10 protein-coding genes are annotated in these 17,155 nt (G+C 73.3%); 7 read left to right on the top strand and 3 right to left on the bottom strand.

Annotated features, from left to right (window positions below; all coding sequences use genetic code 11):
• The first annotated feature begins 189 nt into the window (after positions 1-189).
• Together CRYAR_RS08840 and CRYAR_RS08835 are read left to right on the top strand one after the other, a co-directional pair.
• Positions 190-1,632, top strand: a complete 1,443-nt coding sequence (locus tag CRYAR_RS08840; protein ID WP_035849744.1) for a glycosyl hydrolase family 28 protein — start codon at positions 190-192, stop codon at positions 1,630-1,632.
• Between the two features lie 43 nt (positions 1,633-1,675).
• Positions 1,676-2,002: a three-helix bundle dimerization domain-containing protein gene (locus tag CRYAR_RS08835; protein WP_035849743.1), complete on the top strand. Its 327-nt coding sequence runs from the start codon at positions 1,676-1,678 to the stop codon at positions 2,000-2,002.
• Positions 2,003-2,020: 18 nt separating this feature from the next.
• Here the strand turns inward: CRYAR_RS08835 and CRYAR_RS08830 are convergent, their stop codons facing one another.
• Positions 2,021-7,447: a protein kinase domain-containing protein gene (locus CRYAR_RS08830; protein WP_169745013.1), complete on the bottom strand. Its 5,427-nt coding sequence runs from the start codon at positions 7,445-7,447 to the stop codon at positions 2,021-2,023.
• Between the two features lie 168 nt (positions 7,448-7,615).
• Between CRYAR_RS08830 and CRYAR_RS08825 the strand changes: the two genes are divergently transcribed.
• Positions 7,616-8,473: a 3-hydroxybutyryl-CoA dehydrogenase gene (locus CRYAR_RS08825; RefSeq protein WP_035849740.1), complete on the top strand. Its 858-nt coding sequence runs from the start codon at positions 7,616-7,618 to the stop codon at positions 8,471-8,473.
• Here CRYAR_RS08825 and CRYAR_RS08820 read toward each other — a convergent pair.
• Positions 8,461-9,249 carry an SAM-dependent methyltransferase gene (locus tag CRYAR_RS08820; RefSeq protein ID WP_035849739.1) on the bottom strand — a complete coding sequence of 263 codons (789 nt, stop codon included), beginning with the start codon at positions 9,247-9,249 and terminating at the stop codon, positions 8,461-8,463. The genes CRYAR_RS08825 and CRYAR_RS08820 overlap by 13 nt on opposite strands.
• A 13-nt stretch (positions 9,250-9,262) precedes the next feature.
• The gene (locus CRYAR_RS08815; protein ID WP_035849736.1) at positions 9,263-10,072 is read right to left on the bottom strand and encodes a helix-turn-helix transcriptional regulator; all 810 of its coding nucleotides are present in this window, start codon (positions 10,070-10,072) and stop codon (positions 9,263-9,265) included.
• Positions 10,073-10,305: 233 nt separating this feature from the next.
• Here CRYAR_RS08815 and CRYAR_RS08810 point away from each other — a divergent pair, with 233 nt between their 5' ends.
• The 4 genes from CRYAR_RS08810 to CRYAR_RS08795 are packed head-to-tail and all read left to right on the top strand — an operon-like array spanning position 10,306 to position 17,115.
• A complete protein-coding gene (locus tag CRYAR_RS08810) occupies positions 10,306-11,157 on the top strand; it encodes a DUF4132 domain-containing protein (protein WP_035849734.1) in 852 nt (283 codons plus the stop codon).
• A complete protein-coding gene (locus CRYAR_RS08805) occupies positions 11,154-13,928 on the top strand; it encodes a hypothetical protein (RefSeq protein ID WP_051569946.1) in 2,775 nt (924 codons plus the stop codon). Before CRYAR_RS08810 ends, CRYAR_RS08805 begins: the two co-directional genes overlap by 4 nt.
• Entirely contained in the window at positions 13,898-15,985 is a 2,088-nt protein-coding gene (locus CRYAR_RS08800; protein ID WP_157017510.1) for a hypothetical protein, read from the top strand. The genes CRYAR_RS08805 and CRYAR_RS08800 overlap by 31 nt, the downstream gene beginning before the upstream one ends.
• Positions 15,982-17,115: an ATP-binding protein gene (locus CRYAR_RS08795; RefSeq protein WP_035849730.1), complete on the top strand. Its 1,134-nt coding sequence runs from the start codon at positions 15,982-15,984 to the stop codon at positions 17,113-17,115. Before CRYAR_RS08800 ends, CRYAR_RS08795 begins: the two co-directional genes overlap by 4 nt.
• The last annotated feature ends 40 nt before the right edge of the window (positions 17,116-17,155 follow it).

Genomic DNA, 17,155 nt, shown 5'->3' with positions numbered 1-17,155 from the left:
ATACAGCGACTCAAACTGGACAGGCGACGCGCGGATAAACCCTTCGGTGGATCAGGCTCCCCCGGCGACCGCGACGCCGTTCGCATCCGGATACTCAGGCCCACCCGCGAGATGGGCGCTCCGGCCAGTCCTCAGTGGCCGAACCGGCAACGCCATCACCCCGCGTCACGCCCGTCGTTTCCCAGAGGCATGAACTACTTACGACGCATCATCGTCGCGGTGGCTCTGCTGGCCGGCGCGATGGCCATCGGTCCCCTGCCGGCGAGCGCCGCCACGGTCGTCACCTACCCCGCACCATCCGGCGCCCCAGGGACCGGCCAGTACTCGGTCCAGGTCGCGGGGCGGCCATCCTTCGTCCACCCCACCGGTCTGGGCGCCTTCACGAACTTCTCGTTCGGCGGCGGGCCGGTCACCGTGACGGTCACGACCAGTAAGGATTCCCGGACGCCGGTCCTGCGCCCGCGGGACGCCGCGGTCGGGGTCACCCGGGTGGCCGCGCGGACGTTCCGCTTCACGATCCCGGTGGCCGGCTCCTACAGCTTCGAGATCGATCCGGACACCGACGGGTACCCGCCGCTGTTCCTGTTCGCGAACCCACTGGAGACCAATCCGCCGACCGGCGACACGGCCACCACGAAGTACGTCGGCCCCGGCTACTGGACGGTCAACTCCTCCGGGCAGATCGTCCCCGGCTCCACCGGTGTCGCCGGGACCTACTCGGTGGCGCCCGGAACCCGTCTCTACCTCGCCGGTGGCGCGATCCTGCGCGGCAAGATCCGGATCGGCTCGGACAGCGAGGGCGGCGCCGGCGCCGATGGCACCGCGGTCACCGGCCGGGGCATCGTCGACTCCACCGCCGTCGTCGACCACGGCCGGCCGCTGCGGATCAACAACTCCACCGGGGTGACGATCGACGGCCCGATCTTCCTCGGCCAGAAGCACTGGGGCGTCGTGGCCCGCAAGTCCCAGCAGGTCACGCTGCGCAACATCAAGGTGATCAACTGGCGGGACGACGACGACACCGGCACGCCCGACGGCATCGACGTCGTCGCGTCCAGCAACGTCGAGGTCGACGGGGCGTTCGTCCGCAGCTACGACGACGGCATCGCGATCAAGAGCAGCATGTCCGACGACACCTGGATGGGCCCGACCAGCCAGATCTACGTCCACGACTCGGTGGTGTTCAACGGACGCGCCGGCAACGGCCTGGAGATCGGACGCGAGAGCGGCGCGTCGATAAGCGGCGTCTTCTACGAGAACGTCGACATCATCCACAAGCTGGCGCGCAGCGACCCGTACGCCCGGGACGCGATCTCGATCTTCGTGCGCGACGAGGGCGACGTGCGTGACGTCAACTACACCGACGTCCGGGTCGAGGAGTGCCAGGAGCGGTACCTGGGCTTCGAGGTCACCGGGCCCGGGTCACTGACCGGCGTGGACGTCACCGACGTGACGTTCGCGGGCGCGCCCCGGGCGCTCCCGACGGTGATCACCGGCAACCCGAACGGCGCGCTCGACGACGTCGCCTTCCGCGGTTTGCGGTTCAACGGCGGGTCGACCCTGGTCACGCGAGCCTCCCAGCTGACCTTCGTCACGAATCAGTACGCCACCCGGGTCACCTTCCGGCCGTGAGATGTTCACCGAGACGTCGCGTGGCACGGGTACGCGCAGACCCATGACGACACCAAATCCGTTCGACGACACCGACCGCGTTCTCGACCGGATCACCGACCGGTTCGACGAGCGCTACGACGGGGAGGTGCCCCGGGAGAAGATCGAGCAGGAGGTCCACGAGACCTACACCGAACTGGCCGCCGACGCGAAGGTCGACACGATGCTGCCTGCCCTCACCGAGCACGAGGTCGGCGACCGGCTGGCCGAGGAGGTCGGCCGGCCCGCGCCGCTCGTCGACGAACCCGGCGAGGGCGGACCGCAGCTCCGCGCCGGCGCCTCGAACCCGGAGACGGACACCGATCTGGGCCGTCCGGTCGGCCCGACCTGACCGAGCGCAGGCGGACGCTCAGGCGCTGTCCTGGGCGTCCGCCGGAAGCGTGCGGTTGCCGACTACCACCCGGTCCCGTCCGCCCCGCTTGGCCGCGTACAACGCCTCGTCGGCGGAGCCGAGCAACGCCGACAGGTCCGTGCCCGCCGCGCTGTAGACCCCGACGCTCACCGTGATCGGCAGCGGACCGGTGTCGGTCTCCACCGGCTGCTCACGGACCGCGGCGTGCAGACCGCTCGCCACCCGGGCCGCCCGCTCGGCCGCCGCGCCGCCCAGCACCACCGCGAACTCCTCGCCGCCGTACCGGCCGAGCGCGGCCGCCGTCCCGGCCGGTCCACTCTCCGCGAGGCCGGTGCCGAGCCAGCCGCCGGAGTCGAGCACCCGCTTGAGCCGCGCCGCGACCTCGGCGATCACCTGGTCGCCCACGCCGTGCCCGTGCCCGTCGTTGACCTGCTTGAAGTGGTCGATGTCGACCATGATCGCGGCGGTGGGCCCGCCCGCCTCGACGATCGCACCGGCCTCCTCGTAGAAGTGGCGCCGGTTGGCCACGCCGGTCAACCCGTCGAGCGTCGCGAGCCGGGTGACCTCCTGGAAGAGCAGCGCGTTCTGGTACGCGGTCATGCCGTGCGTGGCCAGCGCCTCGGCCAGCCCGAGGTGGCTGTCGCGGAACGCGTCCTCGCCGTCGGCGGCCAGCAGCACCACACCGATCCGCGCCGGGGGGTTCTCCGCGATCGTCAACGGCACCACGAGCAGGCTCGACGGCCCGTCGATCGGCACGACCAGCGGGCTGTCGACGGTCAGCAGCAGCTTCAGCGTCTCCGGCTTGACCTGCTCGAACCCGGCCTCGCCGGAGAGCCGCAGCGTGCCGTCGGCGTCCCGTTCCACCAGCCAGGACACGTCGCCGGGCAGCATCGCACGCAGCGCGTTGTGGATGCGCATCAGCACCATCGCCGGGTCGAGCGTGCCCGACACGCTCGTCATCGCGATCCGCAGCAGGTCAGCGGTCTTCTGTTCCTGCTGCACGGCGCGGACGCCGGCCGCGAACTCGGCCGCCCTGGCCGTCTCCAGCGCCGCCGCCACGTGCGTACAGATCGCGGTCAGGATCGCCGCGTCCTTCGGCCGGAACACCCCGGTCGCGACCCGGCTGTCCAGGTACACCACACCCAGCAGGTGGCCGTCGAGTTCCAGCGGGGCCACCACCACGCTGCGCAGCCCGTACTCGAGCACGCTCCCGGAGCCCAGCGCCGCGCCGTCCTCCGGGCCGGTGATCACGAGTTCGTGGCGGGTCATCCGCACCCGATCGACGAGCGTCGTCGCGTACCCGCCCGGCTGGATCAGGTCCTCCTTGCGCGCGTTGCGCCCCAGCCACAGCTCCAGCCGCCCGGTCTCGTCGTCCATCAGGAACAGCAGGCCCCGTTCGGCCCGCAGGATCTTGATCGACTCGTCCAGACCGACCCGGGCCAGCCCCAGCAGGTCCAGCTCACCGGCGGCGGCTTTGCTGACCTGCTCCAACGCGGCCAGCCGCTCGCGGTCGGCGGCCGAGCGCGAGATGTCCCAGTCGGGGTCGTACGTGCCCACCGGCGACTCGCCGACCAGCTCGAACTCGAGCCGCACCCAGTCCGACCGGTGCGGCCAGCCGTGTTCGGTCGCCAGGTCGATCGCGTCGCGGGCGGCGCGCCGGGCCGCGCCAGGATCGCCGAGCGCCAGCAGCGCCCGCGCGCGCACCCGCGCCGCCTCGTACTCGGCCAGCGCCGAGGAGGCCGTCCGGATCGGACCGGCCGCGGCCAGCGCGGCCTCCAGCGCGCCGGCCGGATTGCCCTCCAGCCGGATGAGTTCGGCCTTGGCCACCAGGGCGTGTGCCTGCAAACTGCGCCCCCGTGCGGCGGCGGCCAGGTCCGCCACGGCCCGCCGCGCCGCGTCGAGCTTCTCGTCGCGCATTCCGACGCCCTGCGCCTCGCCACCTTCGGCGCGGCGGCGGTGCCGGTCACGCCGACACTGCTCGAGCCGTCCGTACGCCTGGTACACGTAGACCGTCCGCTGGATCGGCAGGAGCGCGCCGGGCTCGAGCCCCATCCGCGCGAACCAGTCGAGCGTCGCGTCGAAGCGTTCGCCGAGGTCGCCGGACTCCACCGCGACCTGGGTCTCGGTCATCGCGGTGTTGACCCGCAGTCCGGACACGTCGCCTTCGCGGGCGGCGACCAGCTCGCGGAGCTGGGCGAGTTGCTCGTGGGCGTCGGTCAGCCGGCCGCACGCCGCGGTGACCGCCGCCCCGACGAGCGCGAACGCGGGGTCGTCCTCGTCGCTGAGCGTCAGGCGCTGGGCTCCGCCGCGGTAGGCGGCGAGCGCGGTCACCACGTCGCCGCGGACGAGGCGTTGCCAGCAGAACACCGCGGTGCCGTTGAGGTAGAGGAACAGGTCGAGCCACTGGCCGCGTTCGCCGAGCAGCGCGGCGGCGCGGTCGGGCGCGTTGTCGCCGATCAGGTACCGGGCGTCCTGCTCCTGCAGCGCGGTCTGCGCGGTCAGCTGCGGCTGGCCGAGCGCGTCGGCGGCCTGGTGGGCGCGAGCGAACAGCCGGCGCGCGATGCGGCGGCGTCCGGTCGCGGCGCTCGCCATCCCGAGCAGCCCGAACACCCCGACGTACTCCGGGGTCGGCCCGATCCGGGCGACCGGCAGCAGTGCCCGCAGCGCGTAGGTGGGCACCTGGCGCGGGCGCATCCCGAACTGGGCGCTGTGGGCGAGCCCGACCAGCGCCTTGGCGACCAGGCGGTTGCGTTCCCGCTCCGGTCCGGTGGTGGTGCCGGTGGTGCGTCCGCCGCGCATCCGGGTGACGGCGACGAGCGCCGACAGGCCGCTGGAGAGCGCGAGCGAGGTGCGGTTGCGCGGCAGCGGGTGGCCCAGTACCGACAGTGCCCAGCTGAACGCGTGGTCGGCCGCGGTCGGGTCCCACCGGCTCAGGTGCACCTGCCCGACGTCGACGAGCAGGCGGCCGCGGTCCAGCGGGTCGTCGGCGCGGTCGATCGCCGACCCGAGCCGGTCCAGCGCCTCGGCGTACCGGCCGCTCTGGTGCAGCGCGAGGCCGATCAGCTCGTCGAAGCGGTACGGGAGCGGCAGGCGGTAGGTCGTGGCGACCCGTTCGGCTTCGTCGGCGTAGCCCACCGCGTCGATCGGCGAGTAGTCGGCGAGCGCCTGGCGAGCCGCGTCGGCACAGGCCTGGACCACCGCGCCGGGGTTGCGTTCGACCTGGCCGTTCATCCGGTGGCGGGCCACCGCGTAGATGCGGCCGGGGTCGACCGGGCCGGTGAAGTCCCGCGGGGTGAGCAGTTCGGCGGCGGCCTGGTGCACCGCGCGCAGGTACATCCGATCGCCGCCGCGCAGCAGCGCGCGCCGGATACCGGAGTGCACGAAGCCGTAGTCGCCGCCGCCGCGCCGTTCCACGACCCGCAGCCGCCCGGCCTCGTCCAGCGTGACGCGCACGTCCTCGGCCGACGCTCCGCTGACCGCGCTGAGCATGCCGGGGTCGAACCGGACCCCGAGCGCGGCGGCAACGACCAGGATCGCGCGGACCGGCGCGCTGAGCTGTTCGAGGCGTCCGATCAGGAACGCGACGACGTCGGTGGGCAGGCGAACGCTGGCCAGACCGTCCAGATCGACGATCCAGCGCCCCCAGGACGGCCGGATCAGACCGCCCTCGACCGCGGCCCGGAAGTACTGCAGTACCGCCAGCGGGTTGCCGTCGGTCGCGGTGGCGATGCGCTCGGCGAACTCCCGGCCGAGGTCCATCCGGCCGGACAGCCGCTCGACGAGTTCGGCGACGGCGGTGGGGTGCAGCGGCCCGAGCAGGATGCGTTCGTCGACGAGCGTCTGCATCTCCGCCGACGCGATCAGGCTGGTCGCGTTGGCCACGCCGCGGGAGGTCGCCAGGACCATCACCGGGTTGCCCGCGCGCTCGGCGAGGATCTGGGCGAGCACCCGGGCGCTGGCGGAGTCCAGCACGTGGGCGTCCTCGACCCGGATGAGCAGCCCACCGGCGCACCGGGCGAGCTCGCTGAGGAACGTCGCGACCGCCGCCGGGAACTGGTGCTGCCCGGAGTCGTCGGCCACCGGTGCGGGCAGCCCGAGCATCCCGGCCAGCGCCGGGGACAGCGGCTGCAGCAGCGTCGCCACCGGGGCGGCCGCCGTGGTCAGCCAGTGGTGGGCCTCGGCCCGCGCACCGTCGGGTAATCGCTCGACGGTGCGGACGTACTGGTCGATCGCGGTGCGCAGCCCGGCGAGCGGCGCCGCGCCGTCGGTGGCCCTCGCGGTGAGGATCACCGGGCCCGGGCGGCCGCTGGCCCGTGCCCGCACCTCGACGACGAGCTGCTCGGCCAGCCGGGACTTGCCGATGCCGGGCGCGCCTTCGAGCACCACGAGCGACGCGGTGCCTGCGGCCGTCCGCCGCCAGTAGCCGAGCAGGGCGGCGAGTTCGCGCTCCCGGCCGACGAGCGGCAGCGGCGAGCGCGCGTCGATACCGGACGGCACCACGCCGGCCGACGGGGGCGCCGCGTCGGGCAGCAGGCGACGCAGGTCGTCGGCGACGGCGAGCGCACCCGGGTAACGGTCGTCGGGGTCCTTGGCCAGCAGGCGGCCGAGCACGGAGACGAACCCGCCGGACAGATCGGTCCGGAACATGCGCGGGTCCGGCGGAGCCGTGGTGGCGTGCAGGTGCATCAGCTCGCCGATGTCGGGGGCGAGGAACGGCGGGCGGCCGGTGACGCACTCGTAGAGCACGACGCCGAGCGAGTACAGGTCGGACCGGCCGTCGACCGGGCGGTGCAGCAGCCCGCACTGTTCCGGCGAGGTGTAGGTGAGCGTGCCGGCGATCGCCCCCGACGGGCGGATGCCCAGGCCCGGCGCGTCGCCGCCGGCCGCGGCGGGGCCGAAGTCGATGAGGCCGAAGTCGATGAGCATCGGGCGCCCGTCGGAGCGCACCATGATGTTGTGCGGCTTGACGTCCCGGTGGACCAGCCCGACCCGGTGCGCGGCGGCGAGCGCGTCGGCGACCGCGGCGCCCAGCACCGCGGCGGACGCCTGGTCGAGCTGCCCTCCGTGCAGCACCTCGGCCAGCGAGCGGCCCTCGACCAGCTCCATCACCAGGTAGGGGCGGCCGTCGACCTCGCCGACGGCGTGCACCCGGACGACGCCCGGGTGGTCGACGCAGGCCAGCACGGCGGCTTCGCGGCGGAACTTGTGCCGCGCCTCGTCGCCGACGCTCGCGGCGAGGCCGAGGACCTTGACCGCGTACTGCTGGATCGATTCGACGTCCGGCCCGTCGCGTCGCGCGCGGTAGACGACGGTGTCGTTGCCCCGACCGATTTCGCCGAGAAGGACAAGGCCGGGTATACGCGGTGCGCCTTCGGACGCCCGCGAGCCCGTGGACCGATCACCGATCACGTCGGGCACGCTCACGAACCCACCCATCGGCCCCACTCGTCGCCGTGCCGGTGCCGCAGGATCCCGATTCCGCAGCGGTGCGGCATCAGTAGCGGCGAGTTACGAGAGTACACGGCCCAACGAGTTGATGACGGTGTTACCGCATAGCCGTGATAGGTCTTGAGACAACACGAAGGAGCAGACATGAGCACGATCGAGCGGGTGGGCGTCGTCGGTGCCGGCCTGATGGGTTCGGGTATCGCGGAGGTTAGCGCACGCGCCGGCCTCGACGTCACGGTCGTGGAGGTCGACGCCGGGGCACTGGAGGCGGGACAGCGCCGAATCGGGCACTCATTCGATCGAGGTGTCAAAGCGGGCAAGATTTCGGCCGCGGACCGGGACGCCGCGGTGGGGCGGATCCGGTTCACGACCACGCTCGACGACCTGGCCGACCGCGACCTCGTGGTCGAGGCCGTCGCCGAGGTCGAGGCGCTGAAGCTCGACGTCTTCGCCCAGCTCGACAAGATCGTGACCCGGCCCGACGCGATCTTCGCGTCGAACACCTCGTCGATCCCGATCATGAAGCTGGCGATGGCCACCGCCCGTCCGACGCAGGTCATCGGCGTGCACTTCTTCAACCCGGCGCCGGTGCTCAAACTGGTCGAGATCATCCCGTCGCTGCTGTCGTCGGACGAGACGCGGGAGCGGGTGGAGGAGCTGGCCACCGACCGGCTCGGCAAGACCGTCGTCCGGTCCCAGGACCGAGCCGGGTTCGTGGTGAACGCGCTGCTCATCCCGTACCTCCTCTCGGCGATCCGGATGTTCGAGTCCGGCTTCGCGTCGGCCGACGACATCGACAACGGCATGGTGCTCGGCGCGAACCACCCGATGGGGCCGCTGCGCCTGATCGACCTGATCGGTCTGGACACCACCAAGTCGGTCGCCGAGTCGATGTACGAGGAGTTCAAAGAGCCGCTGTACTCCCCGCCGCCGCTGCTGCTGCGCATGGTCGACGCCGGACTGCTGGGCAAGAAGTCCGGCCGCGGGTTCTACTCGTACTGAACCTTCGCGGCCGCGCCGTGGATGGCGCTGGGCTCCGCCGGGCCGTCGGCCCGCCAGTGGGAGACCGGAACCAGGCCGGGCTCGACCAGCGGGTGGCCGTGGAAGAACGCGGTCACCTGTCTGGAGTCCCGCAGGGTGACGGGGGTGGCGGTGCGGGCGTAGACCGCGAGCCCGTCCTCCGACTCCGGCGGCGGGGCCTCGTCGACGACGACGTGCGAGAGCGCGAGGTAGCTGCCGGACGCGAGGGGCTCCAGGTACTCGCCGAGGATCGTGCGCGGGTCGTCGGCGTCCGGCACGAAGTGCAGCACCGAGATCGCCAGCACCGCGATCGGCTCGGCCGGGTCGAGCAACGTCGCCCGGCCGCGCACGGCTCCCGGCTCGCGCAGGTCGGCGTGGACGATCTCCGCGTTCGGGTTGTCGGCCAGCAGGCGGCGGCTGGTCTCCACGGCGATCGGCTCGACGTCGACGTAGACCACCCGGGCCCGCGGATCACGCGCGTGGGCGATCTCGTGGACGTTGCCCGCGGTCGGGATGCCGGAGCCGAGGTCGAGGAACTGGCGCACACCCTGGTCGAGCAGGTAGCCGATCACGCGGCGCAGGAAGGCCCGGTTCTCCCGGGCGTTGTCACGGGCGTCGGGGGCCACCGAGAGAAGCCCGTCGGCGGCGGCTCTGTCGGCCGCGAAGTTGTGGGAACCGCCGAGGAAGTAGTCGTACATCCGGGCCGCGTTCGGCTGCTCGGTACCACCGAGAGCCCGCGCCGCATCAGGAACGGACATGCGTCCCAGGCTCTCAGAGCAACCGTTCGATTCGCTGCCGATCGTCCGAAGTGGCAGGAATCTGCACGATGAGCAGCAGGTCGGGGAACTCCACCGGGCGGAGTTGGTACAGGTCGAGCACCAACCGGCCCGCGTCCGGGTGGTCGAGTTCGAGAACCGTCGGCCGGAAGTCGCGCACCAGGTAGTCGGGCCACCACTCGCGGAACTCCGGGCTCGCCTCGAGCAGCGCGTCGACGAGTTCGGCGAACCGCGGATCCTCCGGGCGTTGCCCCGCCGAGGTGCGGAACCGGCTGAGGAGCGCGCGGGCGGCCGGCGCCCAGCACTGCTGCCGGGCCCGGTTGGCCGGGTCGGTGAACATCATCCACACCGCGTTGCGCCGGTTCGGCGGCTGCGTCGCCGGATCGTGCCGGACCCGCGCGTACACGTCGTTCCAGACGACGTAGTCGAAGTACCGGTCGTAGACGACGGCCGGGTTCGGGGCCGCGTTGTCGACCAGGTGCTGCAGCCGCGGCGTGGCCTCCCGGCCGGAGGTGTACGTGCGGGGCGGGGCCAGCCCGGCCAGCGCGCGCAGGTGGCGGTGCCGGTCGGGGTCGAGCTGCAGCGCACGGGCCAGCGCGTCGATGACCTGACCGGACGCCACGATCGGGCGGCCCTGCTCGAGCCACGTGTACCAGGTGCTGGAGACGCCGGAGAGCTCCGCGACCTCCTCCCGCCGCAGCCCCGGTGTCCGTCGGCGGCCGTCACCGGCCGGCAGCCCGACGTCCGACGGCTGCAGCCGGGCACGCTGGGCCCGCAGGAACGCGCCGAGTCCGCGTGTGTCCATCTCCCACCCCGTTGCCTAGCAGGAACGCCACCAGGCTGAACGCCCTCGATCGGGCTAACGTCGCGGTCCAGGGTAGACAGAGCGCGCACGCTCGTCGGCCCGGCCGAGCGCCGGTTCCCCGACCACCCGACGGGTCGGGGAACCGGCCTTTCTGGGACGTTGTCGTGGTCGCCGCAAGAACTGTCGGACCACGTCGCTAGCCTCCAGCGCATTCCGAGTGGAGGGGTGACTGGATGGGCTGGTTAGCGGTCTCGGGCGGGTACGAGGTGACGCTCGACGGCGACACGCTCGTGTGCCGGAACGCGGCGGGCAAGACGCTGCGCTCGGTTCCGAAGGCGATCCGGGAGGATCCGGTCACGGTCGGTCTCCGGCAGCTGACCGAGTGGCTGAAACGGCACGAAGCCCAGTGCCGGGCCGACGTCGAGCGGTGGATGGTCCGCTCGCTCCCGGTTCCCGCCGTGCTGCTGGCCGAGGTCTGGGCCGACGACGTCTGGGCGGCCGCCGCCCGCAACCTCGTCGTCACCACCCCCGACGGCGCCCAGGTGGGTTTCCTGCGCGACGCGGGCGAGAAAGGCGTCGGCATCGTCGACCTCGACGGTGACACCGTCCGCCTCGACGCCGATCAGCTGCTGATCCCCCACCCCGTCCTGCTCGACGACATCGACGATCTGCGCGAGTTCGCGGCCGACCTCGAGTTCACGCAATCGATCGACCAGCTGTTCCGAGAGGTCTGGGCCCGCCCGGCCGAGGTCGATCCGGCGGCCACCCGCATCTCCGCCTACGCCGGCGGCCGGTACGCGGAGCTGCGCCACCTCACGGCCAGGGCCGCGCAGGCCGGTTTTCGGGTCCGCGGCGGCTACGCGGTCTGCCGCGTGTTCGAGAACGACTCGGTGGTCGAAGCCCGCTCGTGGGTCGGCGCCGAGGACCCCTACTACGAGACCGAAACCGGTGACCTGATCTTCACCCGGCCGGACGGGGTCGCGCTGCCGCTCGGCGAGGTCGGCCCGGTGGCCTGGTCGGAGGGGCACCGGATGGCCGCCACCCTGTACGCCGGCCGCGTCGTGGAGAAGGAGGAGGCGGCGTGAGCGTCGACGTCCAGCTCGCCCGCTCGTACCAGCACCCCGTGCTCGGCGGGCGCACGGTCGTCCGGCTCGTGCCGGCCACCCTGGCCGAGGCCGAAGACCTCTCGATGGAGTTCCTCGGCTTCTCCGCGCCGCTGCGCTCCGCCGAGGTGGGCACGGTGGCGCGCCAGGCGCTCGGCTTCCCGGCCTGGGCCCTGGTCAACGACCCCGCCAACGGGCATCACGCGCTCGCGCTGGTGAAGGAGATCGAACGGCTCGCGCGCACGGCGAAATCACGCGTCGGGCCGGCGAAGGAAGGCTTCGACGAACTGGGGCGCCGGCTGGGCGCGGCCGTTCCGCACTTCCTGCCGACGTACTACGAGGAGGCCGGGCGGGCGTTCCTCGCCGCCGACAGCCCGAGCTACGGCGCGATGATGTTCGGCAAGGCCCGCGAGGCCGAGCAGACCTACGCGCTGGCCGTCGACGAGGAGCGCGAACACGCGGTGTTCCTGGAGTTCGCGCTGGCCGGGGCGCTCACCGTCAAAGCGCTCACCGCGCACGCGCGGGCGTTGGCGGCCCGCAGCGAGCCGGCCGAGGCCTACTCGCGGTTCCGGCGTCTGTGCGTGGAGCGGACGCTCGGCGGGCTGGCCCCCTACGCCGGCATGGCCGCCGATCTGCGTCGCCTCGCTAAGGCCGCCGGTCTCGACCAGGCCGAAGCCGACGCCGACGTGCTGCGTGAACTCCTGTCGGCACCGACGCTGCAGAAAGCCCCGGAGCCGTTCTGGAAGGCCTATCGCGCGGCGCTGGTCCGGCTCGGGGCCGGCGAGCCCGCGGTCCGCGGCCGGCTGCTCACGTTCTTCCCCGAGAACCTGGGCACCACGGAGTGGCTGGAACTGCTCGAGGCGGCCGGCGCCACCGAGGCGCTGACGGCCGCGGCCGGAACCGTCGACGCGGCGGCCGAGCCCACCGACGGCGTCGCCGGCTGGTTCGAACGCGCGGCCAAACACCGGGATTCACGCTACTGGCGGGCCTCCCGGCGCTCCACCGCGCTCTGCGCGCTGCTCGAGCGGGCCGCGTCGCGGCTGCGTGCCGACGGCGTCGCGCTGCGCATCGAGCTCGACTGGCAGTCCGATCTGGACCTCTACGACACCGCGCTCGCGCTGGGGCTGGCGGTGGCCGATCCGAGCGACGAGTTCCAGGTCAGCGTCGACCAGTGGCTCGACGACGACAACGACGGCCGCCGCGACCTGGCCGCGTTCGCCGCCGACCCGCGGTTCCTGCCCGCGCTGGTCACGGCGGTGGAGGGCGCGCTGCCCCGGCGTCCGTCCCCGGCGCGGGTCGAGGCGGTGCTCGCCGCGTCGGGTCTGCGTGTCGCGGTCGCCCACTTCCTCGACGATCTCGCCGAGCAGATCGTGCGCCAGGGTCTGCCGACGCTGGAGGCCCAGCTCGAGCGGCTCGACAAGGTCGTGGACGGCCGGCTGCTCGCGCTCAACCCGGCCGCCGCCGAGCGGATCCGGGCGCACGATTTGGCGCCGGTGCTCGGCCGCACGCTCCGGTCGGGCCTGGTCGACGAGTTCGGCTGGCCCGCGCTGGAGGAGTACGTGGCCTCCTCGGTGCCGGCCCCGCGCGCCGACGACGAGGAGCAGCAGGTCACCCAGGTCGTCCAGTGGCCCCACCTGATCCTGCGGCACGGTCTGCAGGCCGCGGTGCTCGACGGCTCCGGCGTGGTGTCGAGCCACCACCTGCGCATCCCCAAGGACGAGCGGGGCTACCTGTGGCTGACGGCGTTCCGCTACGTCGACGGCCAGTTGCTGGTCTCCTGGGACACCGGGCCGAACCGCTCGGCGTACTGGAGCGGCACTCCGTCGGACGTGCTGACCGAGCTGCCGTTCGACGCCTGGCACCAGAACGACCAGTCGCTGCCGCTGCCCGGCGGTGGCCGCACCAGCGGTGGCCGGCCGTTGCGGGTGGGCGACCGGTCGCACCACCGCTACGACCGGGTCTTCAGCGACGGCGTGTCCTACTGGGCCGCCGACGAGGAAACCCTCGTCGAGTACGACCCGGCCACCGGTGAGCGGGGCCGCGCGTCGATGCCGGCGTTCTTCGAGGCCGGCGCGGTCGACGGGGAGCCGATCGACGTGTCGAGCAGCATGCTGCGGCCGTTGGCCCCGGTCGGCGGGCCGTTGGCCCCGGCCGGCGGCTCCTCGCCGCTGGGCCAGGTGGACGGGCTGGTCGGTTGGCGGGTGCGGACGGCGGCCGACGGGGTGTCGGTCGGTACCGGCATCGACGGGCGCACGGTCAGGCTGGCGGTCGGCGACGAGGGCACGCTCGTCAACGCGATCCGGTTCCCGGGCTCCGACGCGGTCTTCGGCCTGCTCCGGCGGGAGCGGTGGCGGGAGAACACGCTGACGGTCGTCGGCGAGGACGGGTTCGTGGTGTCGCAGGTGGGTGTCGGCGCGCGGCGCGACACGTTCGCGGCGGGTACTCCGCTGGTGCCCCGGGCGGCCGGCTGGCACCATCTGCGTCCGCGTGATCTCGTCGGGTCGGCGGCGCTGCGTGCGGTCACCGACGAGCAGGCCGCGACGCTGCTGGCGGCCGCGTCGCGTGACCACGCCGCTGCGGTGGCCGCGGACGCGGGTGAGGACGGCTCCGCGCGGCGCGCGGTGGCGGCCGGGGCGGCCGGGGCGGCCTGGATGGGGCGGCCGGGGCCGGGGCGGCGCCTTTCGGGGCCGCGGGGTCGGAGCTCCGCGCGGCGGTGGCGGCCGTGTTGCCCGAGGTCACGCATCCGGAGCTGATCGCCGGGCTGGTGGGTGTGGTCGCCAAGGCGGCGGAGCGGGCCGCGCTGCTGGCCGAGATGAGCGCGGGCCTCGCGTCGGTCGTGGTCGCGGCGCCGGTCGCCCCGGAACGTCTGGCCGGGCCGGCCGGCGGTCCGCTGATGGACGGGCTGACGCTGCTGATCCCGCGGTGCTACGACCGCGGGGACGAGGCCACGCGCCTCTTCACCACGGTGGCCCGCGCACTCGTCGGCGGGGTCGAACCCCCGTCCGGCAGCCTCAGCGGCGACCACGACTGGTTCCACGCCCTGCAGGTGTTCCCGGCCGCGCTCTACCGGTCGGTGTCACCGCTCTACCGGTCGCTCTCGTTGTCGGTGGCCCGTGCCGAACGCGACGCGTTGCTTGACTTCGCCGAGCTCCTCGCCGGGAGCGGTCTGCTGGCTCCCGGAAGCGCGTTGCGCCGCATCCACGGCGCGTCCGACACCGATCCGGGCCCCGAGCGGCTGCGGAAGGTCGGCAACGGCTTCGTCCTGCGCCTCAACGACGACGAGGCGCACGGCACCCCTCCGGTGTGGACCCTCGACCTGCTGGAGTTCCAGCCCGACGGTGAGTTCGGGGCGATTCCGGGGCTGGCCGACCCGCTCTGGTTCCCGCTGCTGGCCGGCTTCGACGAGGAGGTGGTGCGGTCCTTCGTCGCGGCGGCTCGGGAGCGGGGGCCGATCGAGTGGCGTCCGGAGCTGGTCGACCGGCTGTCACAGGCCGCGGGGCTCGGGCGCTCCGAGGCTCTGCTGCTGCTCTACGGCCTGGTCAAGCCCGGCGTCCCGGTGCGCGACGCCGCCACCGAGATCGGCGTTCCCCCAGCCGCGCTCGATGTCGTCGACGACAGCTGGGAGTACGGGAGCCGCGAGCAACGCGCGGCCCTGGTGGGCACCCTGCTGCCCGCCGATCCCCGGCGGATCTTCGACGACGGCCCCGCCTTCGACGGGATCGCCGACTGGTACCGGGCGCAGGGCCGGCGCGCACCCGTGTCCGACACCGTGCTCATCGCCGCCCACCAGGCGAAACTGTCGTGGCAGCCCCGCGCGCTGACGATGCTCAACGCGATCCGGTCGGCCGGGAGCTGCCGCTGGCTGGCACCGGCACCGCGGGACGCGTCCGGGCGGATCGATTACCGCGCGCTCGACATCCGTGACCCCGACCCCGACGACGTCGTCCGGGCGCTGGCGTCGTACCTGCCCTGGCTGGCGTACCACCTGCCGGCCGACGACGACTTCCGGCAGGCGCTCCCGGGGGCGCTCCGGACGTACCGGGCCCGGCTCGCCGAACCGGAGTACGAGGTGGCGCTGCGGTACCTCGACGAGGAGGAGTGGGCGGCTCTGGCCCACCACCTCGGCGCCACACCGGTCGACAAGAGCACGCCGGCCGAGGACCGGGTCGAGCTCGGGCCGTTCGTGACGCCCGACCTGGCCGACGGGCGGCGGGTCCGGGTTCGTCCCGGGCTGCTCTCCGGGCCCGACGATCCGGCGCTGCGGGCGTTCGAAGCGGTGGGGAGCGAGCCGGTGGAGATCGGTGCGCTCCGCGCCCTGCTCTCCGACTGGCTGCCCCGGCTGCTGGAGGGCGCGGCGGCGGTCGACCCGGCCGCCGGTGCGCCACACGTGCCGCCGGCCGAGCTCATCGCCGAAGCGGCGTCGGTCCTCTCGCTGGGCGCCGACGCGGCCACCGTCTACCTCCAGCTGCTGGCGCTGCCCGACCCGACCGACAAGAACGTCGCCCGGTGGACCGGGTGGAAACCGGCCCGGTTGAAGAAGGCCAGGGCCGAGCTGGCGGCCACGCCGCTGGTCACCGAGGCCAAACGGGCACGGGCGGGCCGCACGCTGTTCCTGCCCGGCGGCTGGCTGGCTCTGAAGGCTCCGCTGCCGCCGGTGGAGACGTGGAAACTGCCGCTCTACAGCGACCCGGGCCAAGGAACCCTGGTGCCGCTCACGCCGATCCCCGAGCTGTTCGCCGCCGCGTGGGCGCGGGTGCGCAGCGGCGACGAGCCCCGCTTCGACGAACTACGCACCGGAAGGCGCCGATGAGCATCGACACCGTCCCTACCCGCCAGGTCGATCCGGCCGAGGCGACGTACGCCGGGGAACTCGAGTTCCTGGCGCGCTTCGACACCGGCCCCCGGCCGCCGGGCTGGCGGCTGACACCACGCGCGGTCGTGACGTTCGTGCTGGGCAGCGACGGGCAGGAACTCCGGGCGGGCACGGAGCGGCTCGTCGTCAGCCCGAAGTTCGTCGGGGACCGGGCGCTGGTGGAGCGGTGCGTGGTGACGCTCGCCGGTGAACGCGGCCTGCTGCTCGTCGGCGAGCCGGGCACCGCCAAGTCGATGCTCTCCGAGCTGCTCGCGGCGGCGGTGAGTGGCACCAGCGAGCTGGTCGTCCAGGGCACGGCCGGCACCACCGAGGACCACTTCCGGTACGGCTGGAACTACGCGTTGCTGCTGGCCAACGGGCCGTCGCCGGAAGCGCTCGTGCCCTCGCCCGTGCTCTCGGCGATGCGCACCGGTGCCGTCGGGCGGGTCGAGGAGCTCACCCGGTGCCTGCCCGAAGTGCAGGACGCTCTGGTCTCGATCCTCTCCGACCGGCGGATCGCGGTGCCGGAGCTGACCGGCACCCCGTACGCCACCGCGCCGGCCGCGCCCGGTTTCACGGTGATCGCCACCGCGAACATCCGCGACCGGGGCGTCTCGGAGATGTCCGCCGCGCTCAAGCGGCGCTTCAACGTGGAGACCGTCGGCCCGATCCCGACGCTCGCCGACGAGATCGCTCTGGTGAAGCGCCGGGCGACGACGTCGGTCGCGCGGTCGGGCGCCGCGTTCGCCGTCGACGACGCGGTACTGGAAGCACTGGTCACCGCGTTCCGCGACCTCCGCAACGGCGAGTCGGTGGAGGGCTGGGAGGTCCAGCGCCCGTCGACGGTGATGAGCACCGCGGAGGCGGTGGCGGTGGCGACGTCGCTGGCTCTCGCGGCGGCGTACTTCCCGGGCGACCGGGACGTGCTCTCACTCCTGCCGGGCCATCTGCGCGGCGTGGCCGCGAAGGACGACCCGGCCGACGCGGCCACGCTGCTCGGCTACTGGGACGGCTCCGTCCGCCGCCGGGCCGAGGACGGCTCCCGCCTGTGGCGTCAACTGTGGGAACTGCGGCATGCCATCAGCTGAGGAGGGCTCGCCTTCCCTGGCGGGGCCGGCTGTCTCTCCG

This window comes from Cryptosporangium arvum DSM 44712 (genome assembly GCF_000585375.1).
GTDB classification, from domain to species: domain Bacteria; phylum Actinomycetota; class Actinomycetes; order Mycobacteriales; family Cryptosporangiaceae; genus Cryptosporangium; species Cryptosporangium arvum.
This window is presented reverse-complemented; position numbering and strand designations above follow the sequence as displayed.

Coding starts and splice junctions, on each gene's coding strand:
- CRYAR_RS08840 (WP_035849744.1), top strand. CDS start 190: ATGAACTACTTACGACGCATCATCGTCGCGGTGGCTCTGCTGGCCGGC.
- CRYAR_RS08835 (WP_035849743.1), top strand. CDS start 1,676: ATGACGACACCAAATCCGTTCGACGACACCGACCGCGTTCTCGACCGG.
- CRYAR_RS08825 (WP_035849740.1), top strand. CDS start 7,616: ATGAGCACGATCGAGCGGGTGGGCGTCGTCGGTGCCGGCCTGATGGGT.
- CRYAR_RS08820 (WP_035849739.1), bottom strand. CDS start 9,249: ATGTCCGTTCCTGATGCGGCGCGGGCTCTCGGTGGTACCGAGCAGCCG.
- CRYAR_RS08815 (WP_035849736.1), bottom strand. CDS start 10,072: ATGGACACACGCGGACTCGGCGCGTTCCTGCGGGCCCAGCGTGCCCGG.
- CRYAR_RS08810 (WP_035849734.1), top strand. CDS start 10,306: ATGGGCTGGTTAGCGGTCTCGGGCGGGTACGAGGTGACGCTCGACGGC.
- CRYAR_RS08795 (WP_035849730.1), top strand. CDS start 15,982: ATGAGCATCGACACCGTCCCTACCCGCCAGGTCGATCCGGCCGAGGCG.